This is a genomic window from Klebsiella sp. F11, from assembly GCF_056712265.1.
In genome coordinates this window covers 2,651,134-2,673,931 of record NZ_CM160060.1, presented here as the reverse complement: position 1 = coordinate 2,673,931, position 22,798 = coordinate 2,651,134, and the positions used below count along the sequence as shown (strand labels likewise).

Annotated in this window: 18 protein-coding genes and 2 pseudogenes; 9 read left to right on the top strand and 11 right to left on the bottom strand. The window is 57.9% G+C overall.

Annotated features, from left to right (window positions below; translation table 11 throughout):
* Positions 1 to 29 precede the first annotated feature (29 nt).
* Positions 30 to 2,675 (bottom strand): annotated as a pseudogene (locus tag AC1M2H_RS13280) (flavocytochrome c); the annotation flags it as partial.
* Here AC1M2H_RS13280 and AC1M2H_RS13275 point away from each other — a divergent pair.
* Positions 2,674 to 3,444: pseudogene (locus AC1M2H_RS13275) on the top strand (DASS family sodium-coupled anion symporter); the annotation flags it as partial. The pseudogenes AC1M2H_RS13280 and AC1M2H_RS13275 sit on opposite strands and share 2 nt — an antisense overlap.
* Before the next feature lie 53 nt (positions 3,445 to 3,497).
* Positions 3,498 to 5,147 (top strand): class I fumarate hydratase FumA, encoded by a 1,650-nt coding sequence (fumA, locus tag AC1M2H_RS13270; RefSeq protein ID WP_480151684.1) that lies wholly within the window; start codon positions 3,498 to 3,500, stop codon positions 5,145 to 5,147.
* A 491-nt stretch (positions 5,148 to 5,638) separates the two neighbouring features.
* Here fumA and AC1M2H_RS13265 read toward each other — a convergent pair whose 3' ends face one another.
* From AC1M2H_RS13265 to AC1M2H_RS13240, 6 genes are all read right to left on the bottom strand, one after another.
* The gene (locus AC1M2H_RS13265; RefSeq protein WP_480151683.1) at positions 5,639 to 7,174 is read right to left on the bottom strand and encodes a DHA2 family efflux MFS transporter permease subunit; all 1,536 of its coding nucleotides are present in this window, start codon (positions 7,172 to 7,174) and stop codon (positions 5,639 to 5,641) included.
* 10 nt (positions 7,175 to 7,184) lie between these two features.
* Complete coding sequence (locus AC1M2H_RS13260; RefSeq protein WP_480151682.1) at positions 7,185 to 8,363, bottom strand: EmrA/EmrK family multidrug efflux transporter periplasmic adaptor subunit; 1,179 nt, start codon at positions 8,361 to 8,363, stop codon at positions 7,185 to 7,187.
* 24 nt (positions 8,364 to 8,387) lie between these two features.
* Complete coding sequence (locus tag AC1M2H_RS13255) at positions 8,388 to 8,843, bottom strand: MarR family transcriptional regulator (RefSeq protein ID WP_426814602.1); 456 nt, start codon at positions 8,841 to 8,843, stop codon at positions 8,388 to 8,390.
* Between the two features lie 283 nt (positions 8,844 to 9,126).
* Entirely contained in the window at positions 9,127 to 9,690 is a 564-nt protein-coding gene (gene smrA, locus AC1M2H_RS13250) for a DNA endonuclease SmrA (protein ID WP_480151681.1), read from the bottom strand.
* A 383-nt stretch (positions 9,691 to 10,073) separates the two neighbouring features.
* Complete coding sequence (locus AC1M2H_RS13245) at positions 10,074 to 10,490, bottom strand: VOC family protein (protein ID WP_480147914.1); 417 nt, start codon at positions 10,488 to 10,490, stop codon at positions 10,074 to 10,076.
* A 26-nt stretch (positions 10,491 to 10,516) separates the two neighbouring features.
* On the bottom strand, positions 10,517 to 11,548 hold the full coding sequence (locus AC1M2H_RS13240; RefSeq protein WP_480151833.1) for an IS630 family transposase: 1,032 nt from the start codon (positions 11,546 to 11,548) through the stop codon (positions 10,517 to 10,519).
* A gap of 305 nt (positions 11,549 to 11,853) precedes the next feature.
* Between AC1M2H_RS13240 and ogt the strand changes: the two genes are divergently transcribed.
* The 3 genes from ogt (at position 11,854) to uspE (ending at position 14,404) form a co-directional block, all read left to right on the top strand.
* Entirely contained in the window at positions 11,854 to 12,369 is a 516-nt protein-coding gene (gene ogt / locus AC1M2H_RS13235) for a methylated-DNA--[protein]-cysteine S-methyltransferase (protein WP_480151680.1), read from the top strand.
* Positions 12,370 to 12,564: 195 nt separating this feature from the next.
* On the top strand, positions 12,565 to 13,317 hold the full coding sequence (fnr, locus tag AC1M2H_RS13230) for a fumarate/nitrate reduction transcriptional regulator Fnr (protein WP_480151928.1): 753 nt from the start codon (positions 12,565 to 12,567) through the stop codon (positions 13,315 to 13,317).
* Between the two features lie 136 nt (positions 13,318 to 13,453).
* A complete protein-coding gene (gene uspE / locus AC1M2H_RS13225; protein WP_480151679.1) occupies positions 13,454 to 14,404 on the top strand; it encodes a universal stress protein UspE in 951 nt (316 codons plus the stop codon).
* 135 nt (positions 14,405 to 14,539) lie between these two features.
* Here uspE and AC1M2H_RS13220 read toward each other — a convergent pair whose 3' ends face one another.
* The 3 genes from AC1M2H_RS13220 to pntA all read right to left on the bottom strand — a co-directional run bounded on the left by AC1M2H_RS13220 (position 14,540) and on the right by pntA (position 17,820).
* Entirely contained in the window at positions 14,540 to 14,728 is a 189-nt protein-coding gene (locus tag AC1M2H_RS13220; RefSeq protein WP_426814598.1) for a YdiH family protein, read from the bottom strand.
* A gap of 163 nt (positions 14,729 to 14,891) precedes the next feature.
* Positions 14,892 to 16,280, bottom strand: coding sequence for a Re/Si-specific NAD(P)(+) transhydrogenase subunit beta (gene pntB / locus AC1M2H_RS13215; RefSeq protein ID WP_480151678.1), 1,389 nt, complete (start codon positions 16,278 to 16,280; stop codon positions 14,892 to 14,894).
* Positions 16,281 to 16,290: 10 nt separating this feature from the next.
* A complete protein-coding gene (gene pntA, locus AC1M2H_RS13210) occupies positions 16,291 to 17,820 on the bottom strand; it encodes a Re/Si-specific NAD(P)(+) transhydrogenase subunit alpha (RefSeq protein ID WP_480151677.1) in 1,530 nt (509 codons plus the stop codon).
* 522 nt (positions 17,821 to 18,342) lie between these two features.
* Here pntA and ydgH point away from each other — a divergent pair.
* The 3 genes from ydgH (at position 18,343) to folM (ending at position 21,616) form a co-directional block, all read left to right on the top strand.
* Positions 18,343 to 19,293 carry a DUF1471 family protein YdgH gene (gene ydgH, locus AC1M2H_RS13205; RefSeq protein ID WP_480151676.1) on the top strand — a complete coding sequence of 317 codons (951 nt, stop codon included), beginning with the start codon at positions 18,343 to 18,345 and terminating at the stop codon, positions 19,291 to 19,293.
* Positions 19,294 to 19,471: 178 nt separating this feature from the next.
* Positions 19,472 to 20,854, top strand: coding sequence for an amino acid permease (locus AC1M2H_RS13200; protein ID WP_480151675.1), 1,383 nt, complete (start codon positions 19,472 to 19,474; stop codon positions 20,852 to 20,854).
* Between the two features lie 36 nt (positions 20,855 to 20,890).
* A complete protein-coding gene (folM, locus tag AC1M2H_RS13195; RefSeq protein ID WP_480151674.1) occupies positions 20,891 to 21,616 on the top strand; it encodes a dihydromonapterin reductase in 726 nt (241 codons plus the stop codon).
* Here the strand turns inward: folM and AC1M2H_RS13190 are convergent.
* Positions 21,613 to 21,948, bottom strand: a complete 336-nt coding sequence (locus tag AC1M2H_RS13190; RefSeq protein ID WP_045858494.1) for a GlpM family protein — start codon at positions 21,946 to 21,948, stop codon at positions 21,613 to 21,615. The two genes, folM and AC1M2H_RS13190, sit on opposite strands and share 4 nt — an antisense overlap.
* Positions 21,949 to 22,074: 126 nt before the next feature.
* On the opposite strand from AC1M2H_RS13190, the gene rstA reads away from it, so the two are divergent.
* Positions 22,075 to 22,791, top strand: a complete 717-nt coding sequence (gene rstA / locus AC1M2H_RS13185; RefSeq protein WP_480151673.1) for a two-component system response regulator RstA — start codon at positions 22,075 to 22,077, stop codon at positions 22,789 to 22,791.
* Positions 22,792 to 22,798 lie beyond the last annotated feature (7 nt).

The following is a 22,798-nucleotide window of genomic DNA, read 5'->3' as shown; positions in this document are numbered from 1 at the left end:
CGGCGCGCGGCCGGGGTGTACGAGAAGGGTTATCCTCTGGCGCGTTTCGCCGCCTGGTGGCCCGCCAGGGTGCCAAAGATAATGATATCCGCCACCGCATTGCCGCCGATGCGGTTGCCGCCGTGGATGCCGCCGACCACTTCCCCGGCGGCATAGGCGCCGGGAATCGGCCGCTGAGCGGTATTGAGCACCGCGGTCGTGGTATCGATTGTCACCCCGCCCATCGTATGGTGCACCCCCGGGGCGATGCGGATCGCGTGGAACGGCCCCTCGTTCACCGGCGCACGCAGCGCGGTGGTGCGGCCAAAATCCTCATCGCGCTGGGTTTCAACAAAACCGTTGTAGCGCTCGAGGGTGGCGAGGAAGGCATGGTAATCCATCCCCAGCTTCTCCGCCAGCTCGCGCGGGGAGCTGGCGCTGGTGGCGAGGCCTTTGGCGATATATTCATCGGCCGCCTTGTTTTTTGCCCGCACGTGCTCGTCGAAGACGATCCAGGCGTACTGCTCCGGCAGCGCGATAATCGCCGCCGAGACTTTATCCCGGGTCGCCATTTCATTGTAGAAGCGCTGGCCGCGCTGGCTCACCAGAATCGCCCCGCCGCCGCGAATCGACTCCGAAATCAGGTAGGAGGTCTTCTGCTCAACGGTCGGGTGGATCTGGATTTCGCCCATGTCCACGGTGCCGGCGCCGATGCGCTCCAGCAGCGCGATGCCGCCGCCGGTGGCCCCTTTATGGTTGGTGGTGACAAAACCGGCGAGATCCGGACGGTACTTTACCACCATCGCGCTATTGGCGCTGAAGCCGCCGGTGGCAACCACGATGCTCTTCGTCTGCACGTCGAAGCGCTCCTGCTCGTCGTTGAGCAGACGTACGCCGCTCACTTCGTCGTTGGCCATCAGGATCTCTTCGACCGAGGTATCCAGCATCACGTCAATTCCGCGCTTGCTGATATTGCGCACCAGGCCGCTAATCAGATAGCCGCCGACCGCCGATCCGTCGCGCGGGCGGTGGGTGCGGTCAATGCTCATCCCGCCGGTGGTGGTGATGTCGTTCAGCATGATCCCGCGGCGGGCCAGCCATTCGATCGCCTCGGGGGCGTTTTCCACGAAGCGGCGCAGCAGCGCCGGGTTGTTTTTGTTATGCCCGCCCTTCAGGCTCTCCTCGTAGAACAGCTCTTTGCTGTCGACGATCCCTTTCACCCGCTGGAAGCGCGTTTCCGCGGCGTTCATCCCGGCGGAGGCCTTAATGGTGTTGCCGCCGATAGTCGGCATTTTTTCGACAATCAGCACGCTGGCGCCTTCATCGTGGGCCTGAATGGCCGCCGCCAGGCCCGCGCCGCCGCTGCCAACCACCACCACGTCGTAGCTTTTCACCGCCCGATCGTCGCCGCCCTCTTCGATCGCCAGCGCCTTGCTCGATTTCAGCATCGCTTTGGATACCGCTTTTTTCACCGCCTCGCTTTGGCTGGTGGCGCCGGAGATGGCGTCAACGTGCGGGGTGTTGGCGGTCAAAATACGCTCGCGAATCTCTTCAAAGCTGGTGGTGAACTCCACGGTCTGCTCCGCGCCGCAGGCCAGCGCCACATCGGCAATGCGGTCGTTCTCGAGGCTTACGTGGATCACCAGCTCGCTGGCGTCGTCCTGGACGGTTTCCACAAAGACGCCGGGCTTAAACTTCGCGTCGCCCATGCTCATATCGCGGATCATCGCTTCCACCAGCGAGAAGCGCCACAGCGGTTGCGGAATATGCAGCGCTTCGCGCCTGGTGCTGTCGATAAATAGCTCCAGATTTTCACCGTCGGCAATGCGGTCGGTCCAGTCCGGGTAGGCAATGCAGGCGCGCCCCACGGCGATCAAGTCGTAGCCGTGGTCCAGCCCCTGTTCGGCGTCCGCGGCGTTAACGATCCCGCCAACGCCCATCACCGGCACCTGCGCGAGGTTAGCGGAGCGCAGCGCGCAGTATTTTTCAATCAGCGGCGTCGGGTCGCTGGTATCAACGATAGAGGAACGCAGCGAGGCGCCCACCGAGAAATGCAGATAGTCGAGGCCCCGCGCCGCCAGTTTCTCCAGCAGGTAGAGGGTGTCATCAAAGCGGATGCCCGGCTCTTCCAGCTCTTCCGGCGAGAAGCGGTAGCCGATAATAAAGGCGTCGTCCGCGTACTGACTGGCCATTTTATGGGCGATCTCCAGCACCGCCAGCGGGAATCTGGCGCGGTTGTCGCGGCTGCCGCCCCAGCAGTCGTCGCGCTGGTTAGAGTTAGGGGAATAGAACTGCTGGATAAGATAGGTATTGGCGCCGTGAATTTCGACGCCGTCAAAACCGGCCTGAATCGCCCGGCGCACGCCGTCGCCGAATTTCGCGATCGTCTCTTCGACTTCCTCCGCGCTTAGCGCCCGCGGCATCGCGGCGCCGTCGCGCGGAGCGGCCAGCGCGCTCGGCGCGACCGGCTGGCGGCCGCCGATAAGCTGCGGGTCGACCATCCGACCGCCGTGATAGATCTGCAGAATGGCCTTCGACCCTTCCGCCTGGATCGCTTCGGCAATTTTGGCGAGGCCGGAAATTTTGTCATCGCTGTCGATGCCAATGGCGCCCGGGAAAGCCAGGCCATAGTTATCGATAAAGCAGCACTCGACGATAATGGTACCGATGCTGCCCGCGCGGGCGCGGTAATTCTCCTGGGGCACCTGGTTTATCGCCTTCCTGCCGGTGGGCGTGCTGCTGATTCTGGTGATGCCGCTGCTGGCCTACTGGTTCTATCCGCCGGAGGTGAAGGTCAATGATGAAGTGCCGCTGTGGGCCGCGCGCGAGCTGGAAAAACTCGGTCGCCTGTCGCGTAATGAAATCCTGCTGCTGGCGTTCGTCTGCTTCGCGCTGACCATGTGGATCTTCGCCGCCGAGTGGATTGAGCCGGCGCTGGCGGCGCTGCTGGTCATCGTCCTGATGCTGTGGACCGGCGTTCTGTCATGGAACGACATCACCAACAACAAGGCCGCCTGGAATACCTTTGCCTGGTTCGCCACCCTGGTGGCGCTGGCGGACGGCCTCTCCTCCACCGGCTTTATCGCCTGGCTGGGTAAAGAAGGCGGCGCGCTGATGAGCGGCATTTCGCCGGGCGTCGCGACAGTCGTCCTGCTGCTGGCGTTCTTCCTGCTGCACTATCTGTTTGCCAGCACCACCGCCCACACCACCGCGCTGCTGCCGGCCATGCTGACCATCGCCGCTACCATTCCGGGCATAAATATGCTGGTGTTCGTGCTGCTGATGGTCACCTCGCTGGGCATTATGGGGATCATCACCCCCTACGGTACCGGCCCCAGCCCGATCTACTACGGCAGTGGCTATCTGCCGACCAAAGACTACTGGCGCCTCGGCACCATCTTCGGCGCCATCTTCCTGGCCGCCCTGCTGCTGATTGGCTATCCGTGGATGTCCATGATGTTCTGATTCACAGCCGCCGGGGTCGCTCCCGGCGGTTTTACTCTTAGGGAGCTTAAGCAATGTCGACTAAACCGTTTGTTTATCAGGAAGCGTTTCCGCTGGCAAAAGATGAGACTGAGTACTATCTGCTGAGCACAGAGCACGTCAGCGTCGCCGGGTTCGAGGGCGAGGAAATTCTCAAGATTGCGCCCGAGGCGCTCACCCTGCTGGCCCAGCAGGCGTTCCACGACGCGGCCTTTATGCTGCGCGTCTCCCACCAGCGGCAGGTGGCGGCCATTCTGCTCGACCCCGAGGCCAGCGAAAACGACAAATACGTCGCCCTGCAGTTCCTGCGCAATTCAGAAATTGCCGCTAAAGGCATTCTGCCCACCTGCCAGGATACCGGCACCGCCATTATCATGGGCAAAAAAGGGCAGCGGGTGTGGACCGGCGGCGGCGACGAAGCGGCGCTGGCGCGCGGGGTCTATAACACCTATACCGAAGATAACCTGCGCTATTCGCAAAACGCCGCGCTGGATATGTATAAAGAGGTCAACACCGGCACCAACCTGCCGGCGCAGATCGACCTCTATAGCGTTGACGGCGATGAGTACAAATTCCTGTGCATGGCCAAAGGCGGCGGTTCGGCCAACAAAACCTATCTCTATCAGGAGACCAAGGCGCTGATTACCCCGGCGAAGCTGAAGGACTACCTCGTCGACAAGATGCGCACCCTCGGCACCGCCGCCTGTCCGCCGTACCACATCGCTTTTGTTATCGGCGGCACCTCCGCGGAAGCGACGCTGAAGACCGTTAAGCTCGCCTCCACCCGCTATTACGACGGTCTGCCAACCGAAGGTAACGAGCATGGCCAGGCGTTTCGCGATATCCAGCTCGAGCAAGCGCTGCTGCTGGAAGCGCAGAATCTCGGCCTCGGCGCCCAGTTTGGCGGCAAGTACTTTGCCCACGACATCCGCGTGATTCGCCTGCCGCGCCACGGCGCCTCCTGCCCGGTGGGGATGGGGGTCTCCTGCTCCGCCGACCGCAACATTAAGGCGAAGATCAACCGTCACGGGATCTGGATTGAGAAACTGGAGAGCAACCCCGGCCAGTACATCCCGGAAGCGCTGCGCCAGCAGGGTGAAGGCAAAGTGGTCAGCATTGACCTCAATCAGCCGATGAGCGACATCCTCGGGCAGCTTTCGGCCCATCCGGTTTCAACCCGCCTGACGCTGAACGGCACCATTATCGTCGCCCGCGATATCGCCCACGCTAAGCTCAAGGAGCTGCTGGATAACGGCGAGGCGCTGCCGCAGTACGTGAAAGACCACCCGATCTACTACGCCGGTCCGGCCAAAACGCCTGAGGGCTACGCTTCCGGCTCCCTGGGACCGACTACCGCCGGACGCATGGACTCCTACGTCGACCTGCTGCAGTCCCACGGCGCGAGCATGGTGATGCTGGCGAAGGGCAACCGCAGCCAGCAGGTGACTGACGCCTGCCATAAGCACGGCGGCTTCTACCTCGGCAGCATCGGCGGCCCGGCGGCGGTACTGGCGCAGCAGAGCATCAAGAGCCTCGAGTGCGTGGCTTATCCGGAGCTGGGAATGGAGGCGATCTGGAAAATTGAGGTGCAGGACTTCCCGGCGTTTATTCTGGTGGATGATAAAGGCAACGATTTCTTCCAGCAGATTCAGAATAAACAGTGCAGCGGCTGCGCCCGGCGCTAGATTCGTCGATTAGTTAAGAGGTTATGCCCGTCAGTTAAGCGAATGACGGGCATTTTTGTCTCACCCGCCGCGGCACTCCCCGCCTGACAAAACCGCAATGATGAACGGCAGGTGGCAAAAAGGCATCCAGCGGGGCCCTGGCTCCCCGCTGAAATCGGCGAACCGAAGGCCGGAAGACAAGGGCTGGCCGCCAGGGATGGCGGCAAGAGGCGAATCGAGACAGGAGCGAGCCCGGAACGGGCGAGCAGGTCGAGTTGAGCCGACCGCAGGCTGCAGGCCGGGAGGTGAGCGTAGTGCGCAGCACCGATTTCCGTGCGGGACCGCGGGGATTGTTAAGGGGAAGACGGTTATCTTCCCCTTAACCCGGTCACCTCGCACTGAGGCCGCATGTTCTGCCGGGCATCTGGTGAGCGGAACGTCTCCCGGCCGACAAGCCGCAGACCTCGTGGACTAACCCCAGGCCAGCTGATCCGCCTTTCGACCCCGCGCGGCTAGTGGCCGGCGGACGGCGCGCCCGGCGCTCCGGCGCGGCTGAACGGCGGCCGGGCAAACCAGATAACCACGATCAGCGCCATAAAGCCCCAACCTAGCACCCAGAAGTAGTCGATGGTCGACATCATATAGGCCTGCTGCTCGATGGTTTTATCGATCAGCGCCATATGCTGCTGGGTCGCGCCGCCCATCTTCTCCACATAGTCCACCGCCGGCGGATTATAAGCAGAAACGCTTTCGGTCAGATTGGCGTGATGAAACACCTCCCGCCGCGACCAGATCCAGGTAGTCAGCGAGGAGGCAAACGAGCCGCCCAGCACGCGGAAGAAGGTCGCCAGACCCGAACCCTCCGCCACCTCCACTCCGTTGAGATTCGACAGCACGATCGTGGTGATCGGCATAAAGAAAAACGCCACGCCAATCCCCATAAACAGCTGCACTTCGGCGATGGTGCGGAAATCAACGTCGGTGTTGAACTGCGCGCGAATAAGGCAAGAGGCGCCCATGGTCAGGAACGAGAGCGAGGCCAGAATACGCAGATCGAACTTATTGGCGTAGCGGCCAATAACCGGCGTCATCACCAGCGGCAGCACGCCCATCGGCGCGGCGGCGAGGCCGGCCCAGATGGCGGTATAGCCCATCTGCGTTTGCAGCCACTGCGGCAGAATAATATTGATGGCAAAGAACGCCGCGTAGCCCAGGGTCAGCGAAAGCGTACCGATCGCAAAGTTGCGGTCCTTAAACAGACGCAGGTTGACTATCGGGTGACGCTCTCCCAGCTCCCAGATGACGAACGAAACCAGCGATATCGCCGAAATAGTCGACATCACCACGATATGGACAGAGGCGAACCAGTCGAGGTCGTTGCCTTTATCCAGCACCACCTGCAGCAGCCCGACGCCAAGCACCAGCAGCGCAATGCCGATGTAGTCAATCGGCGCATGGATGGTGGTCTCTTCCCGCGCGCGCATCTGCGTCCAGACGACGATCGCCGCGAAAATGCCGATCGGCACGTTGATGTAGAAGATCCACGGCCAGGAGTAGTTATCGGTGATCCAACCGCCGGTAATAGGCCCGACGATCGGCGCCACTACCGTCACCATCGACAGCAGCGCCAGCGCCATGCTGCGCTTGCTCGACGGGAAGATAACCAGCAGCAGCGTCTGGCACATCGGGAACATCGGCCCGGCGAAAAAGCCCTGTAGAGCGCGGAAGATAATCAGCTCGCTCATGCTGTGGGCAAATCCGCACAGGAACGACGTCAGGGTAAACAGCACCACCGAGCCGACAAACAGCTTCAGCTGGCCGAAGCGCCGGGTAAACCAGCCGGTGAGCGGCAGCGCGATGGCGTTACACACCGCAAACGAGGTGATAACCCATGTCCCCTGATCGGCGCTCACCCCGAGGTTGCCGGCGATCGTCGGCAGCGCCACGTTGGCGATAGTGGAGTCCAGCACCTGCATAAACGTGGCCAGCGACAGCGCGAGCACCGCCAGCCACATATTGGGCGGCGTAAATGCGGCCTTATCGTGCATAACGTCTCTCTTAACGGGCGCCGGCGGCTACCGCTTTGCTGTTGTCATGAAGGATTTTAGCCACCAACTGGTCCGCCTGTTCCAGCGGGTTCTGATACACATCCGTGGTGAAACGCGGGGCGCTAACGGTTTGCTGCGGCAGCAGATGGCCATCGGTATCGCGAATATCAACGCGAACGTTCATCGACAGCCCCACCCGCAGCGGGTTTTTCTGCATATCATGCGGGTCCAGCGTGATACGCACCGGCAGACGCTGGACGATTTTGATCCAGTTGCCGCTGGCGTTCTGCGCGGGGAGCAGCGAGAACGCGCTGCCGGTGCCAATGCCCAGGCTTTCAATGGTGCCGTGGTACTCCACGTCGTCACCGTAAAGATCCGCGCTGAGCGTCACTTTCTGCCCCAGGCGCATCCCGCTCATCTGGCTCTCTTTGAAGTTGGCATCGACCCACACCTCATTCAGCGGCACGATAGCCATCAGGGTAGTTCCCGAATCGACGCGCATGCCGAGCTGGACCGCGCGTTTGGCTACAAAGCCGCTGACCGGCGCAACGATGGTGCTGCGCGAATTATCCAGATAGCGCTGACGCAGCGTGGCCACCGCGCTTTTGATTTCGGGATGGCTGTCGATAACCGTGTCATCAACCATCGCCGTGTTGGTGCGCAACGCCTCCTGAGCGGCGGCTAAGTCGCTCTGGGCGCTGGTGACCGCATCGCGATAGTGGGAGAGATCTTCCGCCGCGATGGCGCCGCTCTGGAAGATTTTCTGCCGCCGGGCGTAGTCGTTTTGCGCTGTCTGCAGGGCGACCCTTTTCGCCGCCACCTGGGCACGGTAGTTATCCGCCGTGCTGTAGAGCCCGCGCACCTGGCGCACGGTGTTGGCCAGATTGGCTTCCGCCTGCTGCAGCGCGATTTCGGTATCGCTCGGGTCGAGCAGCACCAGCGGCTGCCCCTTCTGCACAAAATCGCCTTCATCCACCGTAACCTGGGTCACCGTACCGGCGATTTGCGGGGTCAGCGTCACCTGGTTGCCGTTGACGTAGGCATCGTCGGTCGATTCATAGTAGCGGGCATACAGCAGATACCATGCCACGCCGCCCGCGGCGGCAAGCAGCAGAATAATCAGTAAAATAACAAAGTTGCGTTTGCGCTTGCTGCCGCGCTCGGCGTGCTGTGCAGGTGTGGTTTCCATCTTGTCCGGACCTTCTTGAATACGTTAGCGATGAGGGGCAACAATTTCGTCTGGCAGCATTTTTGTCATTAGCTCTACCAGTAAACGAGACTCGTCGGGGGTCAGTCGGGCGGTAAGGTCGCTGATGATTGACGCCAGCGCTTCATTAACAAAGCGCTCGCAAATCAGTTGGCCCTTGCCGGTCAGCGCCAGGACGACCTGCCGCTTATCCTGCGGATTAGGCGAACGGCTGATGAGATCGCGCTTAACCATACGATCCACCATGCGGCTCATCGCCCCGGCGTCCATGACCAGATTTTTGCTGATCTCAACCGGACTGGTGACGCCCTTATAGATGCTGATCAGCACCTTAAACTGGGCGGCAGTGATATCCATGCCGGAGAAGTACTGGCTGATTAGCTGGTCTTTATACTGGTTTGCCAGATGAATTAATAAACCCAAGTGGAACTTGTTATTGATAATACCCGGATGGTTACTCATGATATTTGCCTGGTCAGTAATTGCATATGAAATTACTGACCAGGCATCTATTTGTCAACGCCGTGTCAAGAAGATCGCACATTTTGTCAGGATGAGGGGCGATCGGCCGCGGCGGCGGAAGAGGTAAACCAAAAAGGGTTAATGCGAGGAGAACCGGCCCGAAAACGCCTGCTGCGCCAGATGTATTATGGCGCAGCAGGCATGTTTGCAGTTGTTTTCCCGGTGAAATGCTGGATCAGCTGCTGCCCGAGCGGCACAAAGCGGCCCGGGAGCTGCTGCTGCGCTAGCGGCTGCGTTTAGCGTGGCGTTCCCGGTTTTCCTGCTTTGCCTCGGCCGATTTGCGCAGGGCGACGTAGCACGCCCCGCTGCCGCCGTGATGGGCGGCGGCGACGCAAAACGCCTGCACCTCGGGAAGCTCTTCCAGCCAGCGCGCCAGGTAGCTGCGGATAATATTGGGATGAGCGCGGTCGTCGCGCCCTTTGCCGTGAACAATCAGCACGTTGCGCAGCGACGCCTGCTGCGCATGAACCACAAAGGCAAACAGCATTTGCCGACACCGTTCGACCGGCTGGCGCAGCAGATTGAGGCTCGCCTGCTGGCTATATTTCCCCTGCCGCAGCTTGTCCAGCACGCCATTTTGTAACCCTTCGCGCCTGAACTCCAGCGGCGTCGCCAGCGGCAGGACGTCGAGATAGCCGGTGGTCAAAAAGTTATCCAGCTGCAGCGCGTCGATGCGCTGCGGGGTGCGGGCGCGGCGCTCGGCATGCCACAGCACGTCGTTGCCGCTCTTCAGCGGCTGGACATCCTCCATGGCATCCAGAAATAGCGATTTGTCATCAAGGTTCATCAGCACACTCCTCCGGCGACTACCGGAGGCTACTATAGCCGTCGCACTGCGTGCCCTCAACGCGTTTGTCGGCGGGCGAGACCCGCCGCCCGCCGCGTCGGCTCAGGCACCTAAAGATGTTTTTTCTTTAAGTGCATATCTTTCATTGCCTTGTAAACAGACTCGATCATAAGAGAGACAACATTTAACAGCAAGCCACTGATAATCAATATTAAAACGCCCGTCAGCATATATTGCATACCATCACCTTTCTTGTTAACAATAAAAAGCCGGCACCGTTGTGCTGGCAAATATACTCAATAAACTTCAAAGTGCAGATTGTTTCAGGGAGCCACATTAAGTCCTGCAGATGAAAATATTTATTTTTGACTTTATTGAGTATTTTAACCTTGGTCTTTATTATCAGCAGCCATTAACTCCAGCAGATTTCCATCAGGATCCCGAAAGAAAACAGATTGTGATGGCTGACCTGAACTCGTTTCACGGGGCACCGGGCCATGGATTATTTCGATATCGTTTTTCTCAAGTAGCTCTAACACGCTGAGAATTGTCCCTCCCCACCGGAAGCATAAATCAGCACTCCCTGGCATTGGCCTTTTAGCTACAAGTTCCACGCCATTCTCAACCTGATGTAAACTCAGGACAATATCACCCAGCGATACCTGCCTTACAAGCAGTTTCCCAAAGGGGGCGTACTCTGCATGAATTTTTGCACCAAACAATTTATCGTAAAAACAGTAAGATACTTCAAGGTCGGCAACAGTTATTGCAACATGATCAATGAGAGTTATTTTGTTCACAGGTGAACACCTTACGCTATACGTCGTTATGTCTCTGACACGGAACTGAGCACCTGAAAATTGTCGTTGATACGACAGCCCAGTTTCTGCCCCAGTTCCGGCAGGGTTCGTTCAAAAAATCCTCTTATCGCGTCCCTGAAGGCTTTCGCTGACGCAAAATACCGGTTATTCCGCACATGCTCATTCATCACCTTCCACAACCGTTCTGTCGGGTTCAGGTTCGGGCTGTACGGCGGCAGATAATGCAGTTCAATATTCATCACGAAGGCCCAGTCCTTAACCAGCGATGCCCGGTGATAAGGCGCACCGTCCAGTATCAGATGCACTTTCTGCGACACCGGATAAGTCTGGCGAACTGCAATAAAAAAACGGCAGATAGCATCCGCATTAATCTGCGGATAATCACGGGTCACCGTCCGGGCCAGGTCGTTCACGCTGAGGGCGCTGATGATGTTCAGGCGGGTCCGGCTCCCGGTGGTTTTCACCGCTTTCAGTTCCCCCTTTCTTATCCAGCCACAGCTCAGCTTCGTTGACTGCGTCGGATGTACCGCATCCATAAACAGAATGGGTTCGCTGTCACCGGCAGCCTGCTTCAGCGCTTCATAATGCGTCATGAACTGCTGCTGTTGTGCCGGGCAGAACTTATGGGGAATACCTGACGGTTTTTTCCAGGTGAACCCGTTGCGGTGAAGCCACTTATTCATACCCGGAATGCTGTAGCGCACACCGAAGCGGTCACGGACAAGCGACACGATACTGGCCGTCGTGATGTGAACAGTGTCAGTCAGAAGCTGACGAAGTTCGGCAGACTCCCCGGGAGTCAGATGCTCCTGCGAACCGCCGTTATCAGAGGTGAGCTTACCGTCGCTGAGATAATCCGATAGATGACGCAGAACCGTGGTCTCATGAATGAGCTGAGACTGCGCAATCATGGCAGGAGACCAGCCCTGAGCAGAAAGCAGCACGCAGCGTATCCGGTCGCAGACACGGCGGTCACGACTCTGCCGGTGCTGAGCCTCAAGGGCGGCAATCTGTGCGGAGGTCAGTTTTACGTTCATGGCCTGAGCATGATCCTCAGCACCGACGAAATCAAGCAGTTTCAATGATCACGGGTATAGTTGACACAAGGAATGCTCGTATAGCGTATTGCGGCGCCGCTCTCTCCCGCAGCAAATAGCAAAATCTGCCCGCCGTCTCCCGGCGTAATAAAATACAAAATGAACTATCACAACTGCCGTTGCGCGCTTCCCTCCTTCCTCCGCGCCTTTTACCTTTATGGAGTATAGTTGCCCGTCCGGATGGCGTGATATCTTGTACTCAGGCTGCAGCGATAATCATTTGAATCAGGTAATAAGGAAAAGCGATGCTGATACTGCTTCAGGATAAAATCGATACCCCGGTCGGGCTGTTATGGATCATTTGCGACGAACGGTTCCACCTGCGCGCCGTTGAGTGGGAGGAGCATAGCGATCGGATGGAGCAGCTGCTTGAGCTGCACTATCGCCATGAAGGGTACCAGCGCGTGGATTCCCGCGATCCGGGCGGGCTGAGCAGCAGGCTCAGGGACTATTTTGCCGGTGATCTCGCGGTTATCGAAACGCTGCCTACGGCAACCGCGGGTACCCCGTTTCAGCGCGAGGTCTGGAAAACGCTGCGTACTATCCCCTGCGGCCAGGTCATGCACTACGGCCAGCTGGCGGAGGCGTTGGGTCGGCCGGGCGCCGCGCGGGCGGTCGGGGCGGCCAACGGCTCTAATCCGGTTAGCATCGTGGTCCCCTGCCATCGCGTCATTGGCCGTAACGGCACCATGACCGGATACGCCGGCGGCGTTCAGCGTAAAGAGTGGTTATTGCGCCATGAAGGGTATTTGCTCCTTTGACCGTAAGTGCCTTTTATCGGAAGCATCAGGCAACTTTACAATCAAATACGCCCAGAGATCCTATTTCTTATCAATGAGATAAAAGGGGCAATTGCTTTCCCCTTTTAATATTACGTGTTTCATCGGTTCGAGGCTTACCTGCTCCCCAAAAAGATGTTAAAATTGACCAATATCAATTAAGGCTTGAGCAGACTTATGATCCCGGAAAAGAGAATTATACGACGCATTCAGTCTGGCGGTTGTGCAATCCATTGTCAGGATTGCAGCATCAGCCAACTTTGCATCCCTTTTACTCTGAACGAGCACGAGCTTGATCAGCTTGATAATATCATCGAGCGAAAAAAGCCTATCCAGAAAGGACAGACCCTGTTCAAAGCCGGCGATGAGCTGAAGTCGCTGTACGCCATTCGTTCAGGCACCATCAAAAGCTATACCATTACCGAGCAGGGCGACGAGCAGATTACCGGCTTCCACCTGGCGGGCGATCTGGTTGGTTTTGACGCGATCGGCACCGGCCTCCACCCGAGCTTTGCTCAGGCGCTTGAAACCTCAATGGTTTGCGAAATCCCCTTCGAAACGCTGGACGACCTCTCGGGCAAGATGCCAAATCTGCGTCAGCAGATGATGCGCCTGATGAGCGGCGAGATCAAAGGCGATCAGGATATGATCCTGCTGCTTTCCAAAAAGAACGCCGAGGAGCGCCTGGCGGCCTTTGTCTACAATCTCTCCCGCCGTTTTGCCCAGCGCGGCTTCTCGCCTCGTGAGTTCCGCCTGACCATGACCCGCGGCGATATCGGCAACTACCTCGGCCTGACCGTGGAAACCATCAGCCGCCTGCTGGGTCGTTTCCAGAAAAGCGGTATGCTGGCGGTAAAAGGTAAATATATCACCATCGAAAACAGCGACCTCCTCGCTCAGCTGGCCGGTCAGGCGCGTAACGTTGCCTGATTGCCCGCCCCCTTCGCCAGATCGCTAATTTTTTTCTTATTTGTTGATCTGGCCAGGGTCATCCCCTGTTTCAATTCATCTATATAGGTTATCTTTTTAATTACAAACTGCAGTTACAGTTGTAAGGAGACCCTGTATGGCGAAGTATCAGAACATGCTGGTAGTAATCGATCCTAATCAGGACGACCAGCCCGCATTACGGCGTGCGGTATACCTACACCAACGGATTGGTGGCCGCATTAAAGCCTTTCTGCCGATCTATGATTTTTCATATGAGATGACGACCCTGCTGTCGCCCGACGAGCGAACGGCGATGCGCCAGGGCGTTATCAGCCAACGCAGCGCCTGGATCAAAGAGCAGGCCCGGTTCTATATCGAGTCCGGGATCCCGATTGACATCAAGGTGGTATGGCACAACCGCCCCTTCGAAGCCATCATTCAGGAAATCCTCAGCGACAAGCATGATTTACTGCTGAAAATGGCGCACCAGCACGACAAGCTGGAAGCGGTCATCTTCACCCCCACCGACTGGCATCTTCTGCGCAAATGCCCGTGCCCGGTATGGATGGTTAAAGACCAGCCGTGGCCCGAAGGCGGCAGAGCGCTGGTGGCGGTGAACCTTGCCAGCGAAGAAAACTACCACGACTCCCTGAATGAGAAGCTGGTACAGGAGACGCTTAAGCTGGCGGAGCAGGTTAACCATACCGAGGTCCATCTGGTAGGCGCCTATCCGGTCACGCCGATCAATATCGCCATTGAGCTGCCTGATTTTGATCCCAGCATCTATAACGACGCGATTCGCGGCCAGCACCTGCTGGCGATGAAAACGCTGCGGCAAAAGTTTGGCATTGACGAAAGCCGCACCCACGTAGAAAAAGGTTTGCCGGAAGAGGTGATTCCCGATCTGTCGGAGCATCTGCAGGCGGGGATTGTCGTCCTCGGCACCGTCGGGCGTACCGGACTGTCGGCGGCCTTCCTCGGTAACACCGCCGAGCAGGTGATCGACCATCTGCGCTGCGATCTGCTGGTGCTGAAGCCGGACCAGTACAAAACGCCGGTTGAACTGGACGACGAAGACGACGACTAGTCTTCAGCAGGCCAGACATAGCCATCGACTCCCCCGCCGCCGCGGGGGATTTTTTTGCCCGCCGCCTCGCATAACGCGCAAAAAAGGGCCTTCCGGCCCCCTTCATCAGCTACGCATAAAAGCTGAAGCGATATTTTAGTGGATACCTAAACGCCAGGCGTGGTCGATCTCTTCTCTCAGTTCAATTGAGGAGAGCGACATTAAATCGGCAAATTCCAGTTCGAGAAGTTTAAATTTTTTCAGGTACTGCGCGGGGGTTAAAACGTCAGGGTCACGACGCAGAAATTCGATGGCCATTTGCGCGGGGGTTAATTCGGTATCCATAATATCCTCAGTGTGATGTAAAAACGTGCCTATTATAGCACTGCAGGACGATTGATTTATGAGCGATTCATGGACTGGCGCTATATATAAAAAAGCCGTCTCAGCAGAGACGGTTTCAGAAGCAAACGTTGTATAGCGACTCTCGTCTGCGCTCTTCAGAGCATCATAGCGCTTTCAGAATCGCATCCACGCTGGCTTTGGCATCACCAAACAGCATATGGGTGTTCTCCTTGAAGAACAGCGGGTTCTGCACGCCAGCGTAGCCGGTGTTCATCGAGCGTTTGAAGACCACCACGTTCTGCGCTTTCCAGACTTCCAGTACCGGCATACCGGCGATCGGGCTTTTCGGATCGTCCTGCGCGGCCGGGTTAACGGTATCGTTGGCGCCGATAACCAGCACGGTGTCGGTGTCGTTGAAGTCATCGTTGATTTCATCCATTTCCAGCACCACGTCATACGGGACCTTAGCTTCCGCCAGCAGCACGTTCATATGGCCTGGCAGACGACCGGCAACCGGGTGGATACCGAAGCGCACCTTGATACCGCGGGCGCGCAGCCGTTCGGTAATTTCCGCAACCGGATACTGAGCCTGTGCGACCGCCATCCCGTAGCCCGGGGTGATGATCACCGAGTGCGAATTTTTCAGCATTTCAGCGGTATCTTCCGCGCTAATTTCACGGTGCTCTCCCACTTCCTCATCGCTGCCAGACGAGGAACCATCGGTACCAAATCCGCCGGCAATGACGCTGAAGAAGGAGCGGTTCATGGCCTTACACATGATATAGGACAGAATCGCGCCGGAAGAGCCCACCAGCGCGCCGGTAACGATCAGCAGATCGTTGCTCAACATAAAGCCCGCCGCCGCTGCCGCCCAGCCTGAATAGGAGTTCAGCATCGATACCACCACCGGCATGTCCGCGCCGCCGATAGAGGCCACCAGGTGCCAGCCAAACGCCAGAGCGATAACGGTCATCACCAGCAGCGCCAGAACCTGCGTCGCGGTGCTGTCGGTGCGGACAAAGGCAATCAGCAGTACAAAAGAGACGATCAGCGCGGCAAGATTCAGCTTGTGACGGTTCGGCAGCATCAGCGGCTTAGAAGACATCCTGCCGCACAGCTTGCCAAAGGCCACGATGGAGCCGGTAAAGGTCACCGCACCGATGAAGATGCCGAGGAACACTTCGGTCAGATGAATATTGACCAGGATCTGCTCCATACCGGTTTCATGCTGCAGGTAGCTGTTAAAGCCCACCAGCACCGCCGCAAGGCCGACGAAGCTGTGCAGAACCGCCACCAGCTCCGGCATTTCGGTCATTTCGACTTTCTTCGCCAGGCGAATACCGATGGCGCCGCCGATAACCATCGCCAGCAGGATCCACGCGACGTTGCTGCTGTCCGGCCCCAGGATGGTGGCGATCAGCGCAATCGCCATCCCGGCAACGCCGAAATAGTTGCCCTGCTGAGACGACTCGTGTTTGGACAGCCCTGCCAGGCTAAAAATAAAGAGGATCGCGGCAACAATGTATGCAGCTGTAACTAATCCACCAGACATTTGTTACCCCTTATCCTTTGCGGAACATTTTCAGCATGCGCTGAGTGACGGTGAAACCACCAAAAATATTAATGCTGGCGATCAGCACCGCGATAAAGCTCAGCACGCTGACCCAGCCGCCGTGGCCTATCTGCAGCAGCGCCCCGACAACGATGATCCCCGAGATGGCGTTAGTGACCGACATCAGCGGCGTATGCAGCGCGTGCGACACGTTCCATACCACGTAATAGCCGACCACGCAGGCGAGCGCAAAGACGGTAAAGTGGCCGAGGAACTCCTTCGGCGCGACGCTGGCCAGCCAGCCAAACAGGATAATCGCCAGCGCCATCAGCGCGTATTTGCGCCATGGCGAAACCGGTTTTTTCGCTTCAACGGGCGCTTCCACCTTCTTCGCGGCGGCCTGCGGCTGGGCGGAGACCTGAATCGGCGGCGCCGGCCAGGTCACTTCCCCATCGCGGACAACCGTAACGCCGCGTACCACCACGTCGTCGAAATCGATGGCAATGTTGCCATCCTTCTCTTTGCACAGCAGCTTGATCAGGTTGACCAGGTTGGTGCCGTAGAGCTGGGATGACTGGGTCGGCAGGCGGCCCGGCAGATCGGTATAGCCGATGATTCTCACCCCGTTGGCGGTGGTTACCACTTCGCCGGACACGGTGTATTCACAGTTGCCGCCGTTCTGCGAGGCCAGATCGACCACCACGCTGCCTGACGTCATCGAGTCAACCATTTCGCGGGTAATCAGCTTCGGCGCAGGTTTGCCGGGGATCAGCGCCGTGGTGACGATAATGTCGACCTCTTTCGCCTGGGCGGCAAACAGCGCCATTTCGGCTTTAATAAAGGCTTCAGACATCACTTTGGCATAGCCGTCGCCGCTGCCCGCCTCCTCCTTAAAGTCCAGCTCAAGGAACTCGGCGCCCATGCTCTGCACCTGCTCTTTGACCTCCGGACGGGTGTCGAAGGCGCGGACGATCGCTCCCAGGCTATTGGCGGCGCCAATTGCGGCCAGACCGGCCACGCCGGCGCCAATCACCATCACTTTGGCTGGCGGAACCTTGCCCGCGGCGGTGATCTGCCCGGTGAAGAAGCGGCCAAATTCGTGCGCGGCTTCGACGATGGCGCGATAGCCAGCAATATTGGCCATCGAGCTTAAGGCATCCAGCGACTGGGCGCGCGAAATACGCGGCACCGAATCCATCGCCATCACGGTAACATTGCGGGCAGAGAGTTTTGCCAGCAGCTCCGGGTTCTGCGCCGGCCAGATAAAGCTCACCAGCGTGGTGCCCGGATTCAGTAATGCAATTTCATTCTCGTCAGGTGCGTTCACCTTGAGAATAATGGGCGATTGCCAGACTTCGGCGCCGTCCACAACCTCTGCGCCTGCCTGAGCAAACGCCTCGTCATCGAAACTTGCCAGCTGGCCCGCGCCGCTTTCAACCGCGACGGTAAAACCCAGTTTGAGCAGCTGCTCCACCGTTTTCGGCGTGGCCGCTGCGCGGGTTTCATTGGCTAACCGTTCTTTTGGTACCCCGATACGCATAGTTTTCCCTTTCATCGGTTTTTGATGATGGTTTTCTCTTCTCACAGCCGTCGATCCGCCGGCAAAACGCACCGGCTCAGATATTCGGCTGAAAAAAAATGAAACAGTAACAAACTTTTTATAACCTACTGAAAATACCGATTGTGATCTACTGCGATAAAACAGAAATTTTGATTTTATTGGTAAAACGCCCGACAAACTGCGTCAGGCAGCAATATTTACCTTAAAATTATAGGCGGGCCTGATAATTCGCTTAGCTTAACCGGTAATACGCAATTAATCGCCAGCCAGAACATCACATTAACATTACATTAACTTATTAAAGCGATATCGATTATCAATTTCGCTGGTCAAGCGGCTGTTTTTTCAACATATCGCAAAATGTTATATTATTGTGACGCGCGTTTCGGGCGGTTAGCAAAAATTGACGCAGACAGTCACTCCTTTTAAATGCAATAATCGAGCGTTTTCAGTCAACAACAATACCTGTACATGGTTTGCGCAAGGCAAAGGACTATTTTTATGAAGCTTAAGAACTCACTCCTGGCGTCTGCTCTCCTGGCTGCGACCGCGCTGTCTGCCCATGCGGCGACCGAGCTGACCCCGGAGCAGGCGGCGGCGCTGAAGCCCTACGATCGCGTGGTCATCACCGGGCGTTTTAATGCAATTGGCGATGCCGTGAAGGCGGTCTCCCGCAAAGCCGACAAAGAAGGCGCGGCCTCCTTTTATGTTGTCGACACCTCAGATTTTGGCAACAGCGGCAACTGGCGCGTAACGGCAGATTTTTATAAAGACAACGCCTCGCAGGCCGATGCCCCAAAAAATCGGGTGATTAACGGGGTCATGGAGCTGCCGAAAGACCAGGCCGTTGAGCTGGAACCCTATGACACCGTGACCGTGCAGGGCTTCTACCGCAGCCAGCCTGAAGTCAACGATGCCATCACCAAAGCGGCAAAAGCAAAAGGCGCGGCCTCGTTCTTTATCGTGCGCCAGGTTGATGCTAACCAGGGCGGCAACCAGCGCATCACCGCTTATATTTATAAAGCCGATGCCAAAAAACGCGTTCTGCAAAGCCCGGACGCGATCCCTGCCGATTCTCAGGCCGGGCGCGCAGCGCTGGCCGAAGGCGGAGCCGCGGCTAAAAACGTGGAAATCCCCGGCGTGGCAACCACCGGCGCCGTGGGCGCCGGTACCGGCGTAGGCCGCTTCTTCGAAACGCAGTCATCTAAAGGCGGGCGTTACACCGTCACGCTGCCTGACGGCACGAAGATTGAAGAAGTGAACAAAATCACCGCGGCGCAGATGGCCCCGTTCGATAGCATTAAGTTCACCGGCAACTACGGCAATATGACCGAAGTGTCTTATCAGGTAGCCAAACGCGCGGCGAAGAAAGGCGCGAAATATTACCACATCACCCGCCAGTGGCAGGAACGCGGCGGCAACATGACCATCAGCGCTGACCTGTATAAATAACGGGATCTCAGCAGAACAAAAAGGCGGCGCTCTGCCGCCTTTTTGCATTTTTTCCTCCGCCGCCATTGCATGCGCACAAGACACTCCGTAAAATCCCGCGCCTTAGCGTAATTGTCCATTTTATGCGGTTTCGCCAAATAAATATTCTTTACTTCACGGTTGTCACTTCGGGAATGCAATGGAAAAGAGACTGGGCCTGAGCGCCCTGACCGCCCTGGTCCTCAGCTCAATGCTGGGCGCAGGCGTATTCAGTTTGCCGCAAAATATGGCCGCCGTGGCCAGCCCGTCCGCCCTGCTGATCGGCTGGGCCATTACCGGCGTCGGCATTTTATTCCTCGCCTTCGCCATGCTCCTACTGACCCGCATTCGCGCCGATCTCGACGGCGGTATTTTTACCTATGCGCGCGAAGGATTTGGCGAGCTGGTGGGCTTCTGCTCCGCCTGGGGCTACTGGCTTTGCGCGGTCATCGCCAACGTCTCCTATCTGGTTATCGTATTTGCCGCGCTGAGCTTCTTCACCGATGCCCCCGGCGCGATTATTTTTGGCAACGGCAATACCTGGCAGGCGATCGTCGGGGCGTCGATTCTGCTGTGGGTGGTCCATTTTTTGGTGCTGCGCGGCGTGCAGACGGCGGCCGGCATCAACCTGGTCGCCACCCTCGCCAAGCTCATTCCGCTCGGCGCCTTTATCGTGCTCGCCGCGATGGCCTTCCGCCTCGAGACCTTCACGCTTGATTTCAGCGGCCTGGCGCTCGGCGTGCCGGTGTGGGAACAGGTGAAGAATACGATGCTGATCACCCTGTGGGTGTTTATCGGCGTTGAAGGCGCGGTGGTAGTGTCGGCGCGCGCGCGAAATAAGCGCGACGTTGGCCGCGCGACGCTGCTGGCCGTACTTTCGGCGCTGGCGGTTTATCTTCTGGTCACGCTGCTTTCGCTGGGGGTTGTCGCGCGTCCGGAACTCGCGGAGATGCGTAATCCGTCGATGGCCGGGCTGATGGTCAGAATGATGGGCGCCTGGGGCGAGGTGGCCATCGCCGCCGGACTGATTGTTTCCGTTTGCGGCGCCTATCTGAGCTGGACCATCATGGCGGCGGAAGTCCCCTGGCTGGCCGCCACCCACAAGGCGTTTCCGCGCCTGTTTGCCCGGCAAAATCGCCACAATGCGCCATCGGCCTCGCTGTGGTTGACCAATAGTAGCGTCCAGGTCTCGCTGGTGCTGATTTGGCTGACCGGCTCGGATTACGGTACTCTGCTCACCATCGCCTCCGAGATGATCCTCGTCCCCTATCTGCTGGTCGGCGCCTTCCTGCTGAAAATTGCTACGCGCCCGCTGCATAAGGCGGTGGGTATCGGAGCGTGCGCCTATGGCTTATGGTTATTATATGCGTCGGGCCCTGTGCATTTACTGCTGTCGGTGATACTTTACGCTCCGGGTCTTCTGGTTTTCCTGTACGCCCGCCGTACGCACCAGCACGATCGCATGCTCAAACGCCGTGAATTAGCCTTAATTGGTTTGTTACTGGTTGCCGCCATACCGGCAACGTGGATGCTGGTGGGGTAAGCGGTCGCCCCGCTGCGGAACTCAAAGGAGATACCCATGGCTGAATTACAGCCTCGCCCGGTCCTTATTACAGGAGGAGGCCGCCGAATCGGCCTCGCTCTGGCACAGCATTTTCTTCAGCGCCAGCAGCCCGTTATCGTCAGCTATCGTACCCACTATCCGGCTATTGACGCGCTGCGCGCTGCGGGCGCCGTTTGCCTGGAGGCGGATTTTAGCACCGACGACGGGATTTTAACCTTCGCCGAAGCGGTAAAGTCCCACGCCGGCGCAGGCCTGCGCGCCGTTATCCACAATGCCAGCGGCTGGATGGCGGAAAAACCAGGGACGCCGCTCAGCACGGTGCTCGCCAGCATGATGCAAATTCACGTCAATGCGCCCTATCTGCTCAATCACGCTCTGGAATTGCTGCTGCGCGGCCACGGCCACGCGGGCAGCGATATTATTCATATTACGGACTATGTGGTTGAGCGCGGCAGCGATAAGCACATCGCCTATGCCGCCAGTAAAGCGGCGCTGGATAATATGACCCGCTCGTTTGCCCGCAAGCTGGCGCCGGAAATAAAGGTCAACGCCATCGCCCCGTCGCTGATTATGTTTAATGACGGCGACGACGCGGAGTATCGCCTGCAGGCGCTGGATAAATCGCTGATGAAAATAGCCGCGGGCGAAACGGAAATCATCGAACTGCTCGACTATCTGTTCAGCAGCCACTTCGTCACCGGCCGCTCCTTCGCCGTCGACGGCGGCCGCCACCTGCGCTAGTGGAAGCGGCTCCAGCCGAGGATCAGCAGCCAGGCACACAGGCTCCAGCAGACAACGGCGCCCGCCAGCGCATAAGGCAGGCGCATCGTTGCGGTAAAATACCAGAGCGATAGCAGGTAGATAAAATAGGGAATAATTGACCACATGCCAAATACGATGGTTGTCCTCAGCGCTTCAATTCCGCGCTCGCTAGCGACAATATAGTGCGCGATCAGGGCAAAGGTCGGAAATAGCGGAATAAGCCCGGCAATATAGTAATTTTTGGTTTTGGAAAGTACGCCAATCAGTACCACCACCAGCGCCCCGAGCAGCGCTTTAATCAACAGCCCCATGCCTTTTGCCTTACATTTAAACAACAAGTTACGCCAGCATAGCGGAAGAACATTTGTTTATAAAAGAGTAATGGCGGGCAATTTGCTGGCAGTGTATGTTTAACCTTTTACATATACATATAAAATATGAATAAGATCGTGTTTGTTGAGGATGATCCGGAAGTTGGCGCGCTGATCGCCGCCTATCTGGGTAAGCATGATATGGACGTGGTGGTTGAACCACGCGGTGACCGGGCGGAAGAGGTTATTGCGCGGGAAAAACCCGATCTGGTGCTATTAGATATCATGCTGCCGGGCAAGGACGGGATGACGCTTTGCCGCGATCTGCGCGGGCAGTGGCAGGGTCCGATCGTATTGCTCACCTCCCTTGACAGCGATATGAACCATATTTTGTCGCTGGAGATGGGCGCGAGCGATTACATCCTCAAAACCACCCCGCCCGCCGTGCTGCTGGCGCGCCTGCGCCTGCATTTGCGCCAGCACGTTGCCGTTCCGCTCACCCCGGCGCCCGCCTCGCTGACGCCGCATAAAACCATCGCCTTTGGCTCACTCTCCATCGATCCGGTGAACCGCCAGGTGCTGCTCGCCGGCGACAGCATCGCGCTCTCGACGGCTGATTTCGAACTGCTGTGGGAGCTCGCCACCCACGCGGGACAAATTATGGACCGCGATGCGCTGCTGAAAAACCTGCGCGGCGTCAGCTATGACGGCATGGACCGCAGCGTTGACGTGGCCATTTCGCGCCTGCGTAAAAAACTGCTCGATAGCGCAACGGAACCCTACCGTATCAAAACGGTGCGCAACAAAGGCTATCTGTTCGCCCCCCATGCCTGGGACAATTAATTAACGG

Coding starts and splice junctions, on each gene's coding strand:
- fumA (WP_480151684.1), top strand. CDS start 3,498: ATGTCGACTAAACCGTTTGTTTATCAGGAAGCGTTTCCGCTGGCAAAA.
- AC1M2H_RS13265 (WP_480151683.1), bottom strand. CDS start 7,174: ATGCACGATAAGGCCGCATTTACGCCGCCCAATATGTGGCTGGCGGTG.
- AC1M2H_RS13260 (WP_480151682.1), bottom strand. CDS start 8,363: ATGGAAACCACACCTGCACAGCACGCCGAGCGCGGCAGCAAGCGCAAA.
- AC1M2H_RS13255 (WP_426814602.1), bottom strand. CDS start 8,843: ATGAGTAACCATCCGGGTATTATCAATAACAAGTTCCACTTGGGTTTA.
- smrA (WP_480151681.1), bottom strand. CDS start 9,690: ATGAACCTTGATGACAAATCGCTATTTCTGGATGCCATGGAGGATGTC.
- AC1M2H_RS13240 (WP_480151833.1), bottom strand. CDS start 11,548: ATGAACGTAAAACTGACCTCCGCACAGATTGCCGCCCTTGAGGCTCAG.
- ogt (WP_480151680.1), top strand. CDS start 11,854: ATGCTGATACTGCTTCAGGATAAAATCGATACCCCGGTCGGGCTGTTA.
- fnr (WP_480151928.1), top strand. CDS start 12,565: ATGATCCCGGAAAAGAGAATTATACGACGCATTCAGTCTGGCGGTTGT.
- uspE (WP_480151679.1), top strand. CDS start 13,454: ATGGCGAAGTATCAGAACATGCTGGTAGTAATCGATCCTAATCAGGAC.
- AC1M2H_RS13220 (WP_426814598.1), bottom strand. CDS start 14,728: ATGGATACCGAATTAACCCCCGCGCAAATGGCCATCGAATTTCTGCGT.
- pntB (WP_480151678.1), bottom strand. CDS start 16,280: ATGTCTGGTGGATTAGTTACAGCTGCATACATTGTTGCCGCGATCCTC.
- pntA (WP_480151677.1), bottom strand. CDS start 17,820: ATGCGTATCGGGGTACCAAAAGAACGGTTAGCCAATGAAACCCGCGCA.
- ydgH (WP_480151676.1), top strand. CDS start 18,343: ATGAAGCTTAAGAACTCACTCCTGGCGTCTGCTCTCCTGGCTGCGACC.
- AC1M2H_RS13200 (WP_480151675.1), top strand. CDS start 19,472: ATGGAAAAGAGACTGGGCCTGAGCGCCCTGACCGCCCTGGTCCTCAGC.
- folM (WP_480151674.1), top strand. CDS start 20,891: ATGGCTGAATTACAGCCTCGCCCGGTCCTTATTACAGGAGGAGGCCGC.
- AC1M2H_RS13190 (WP_045858494.1), bottom strand. CDS start 21,948: ATGGGGCTGTTGATTAAAGCGCTGCTCGGGGCGCTGGTGGTGGTACTG.
- rstA (WP_480151673.1), top strand. CDS start 22,075: ATGAATAAGATCGTGTTTGTTGAGGATGATCCGGAAGTTGGCGCGCTG.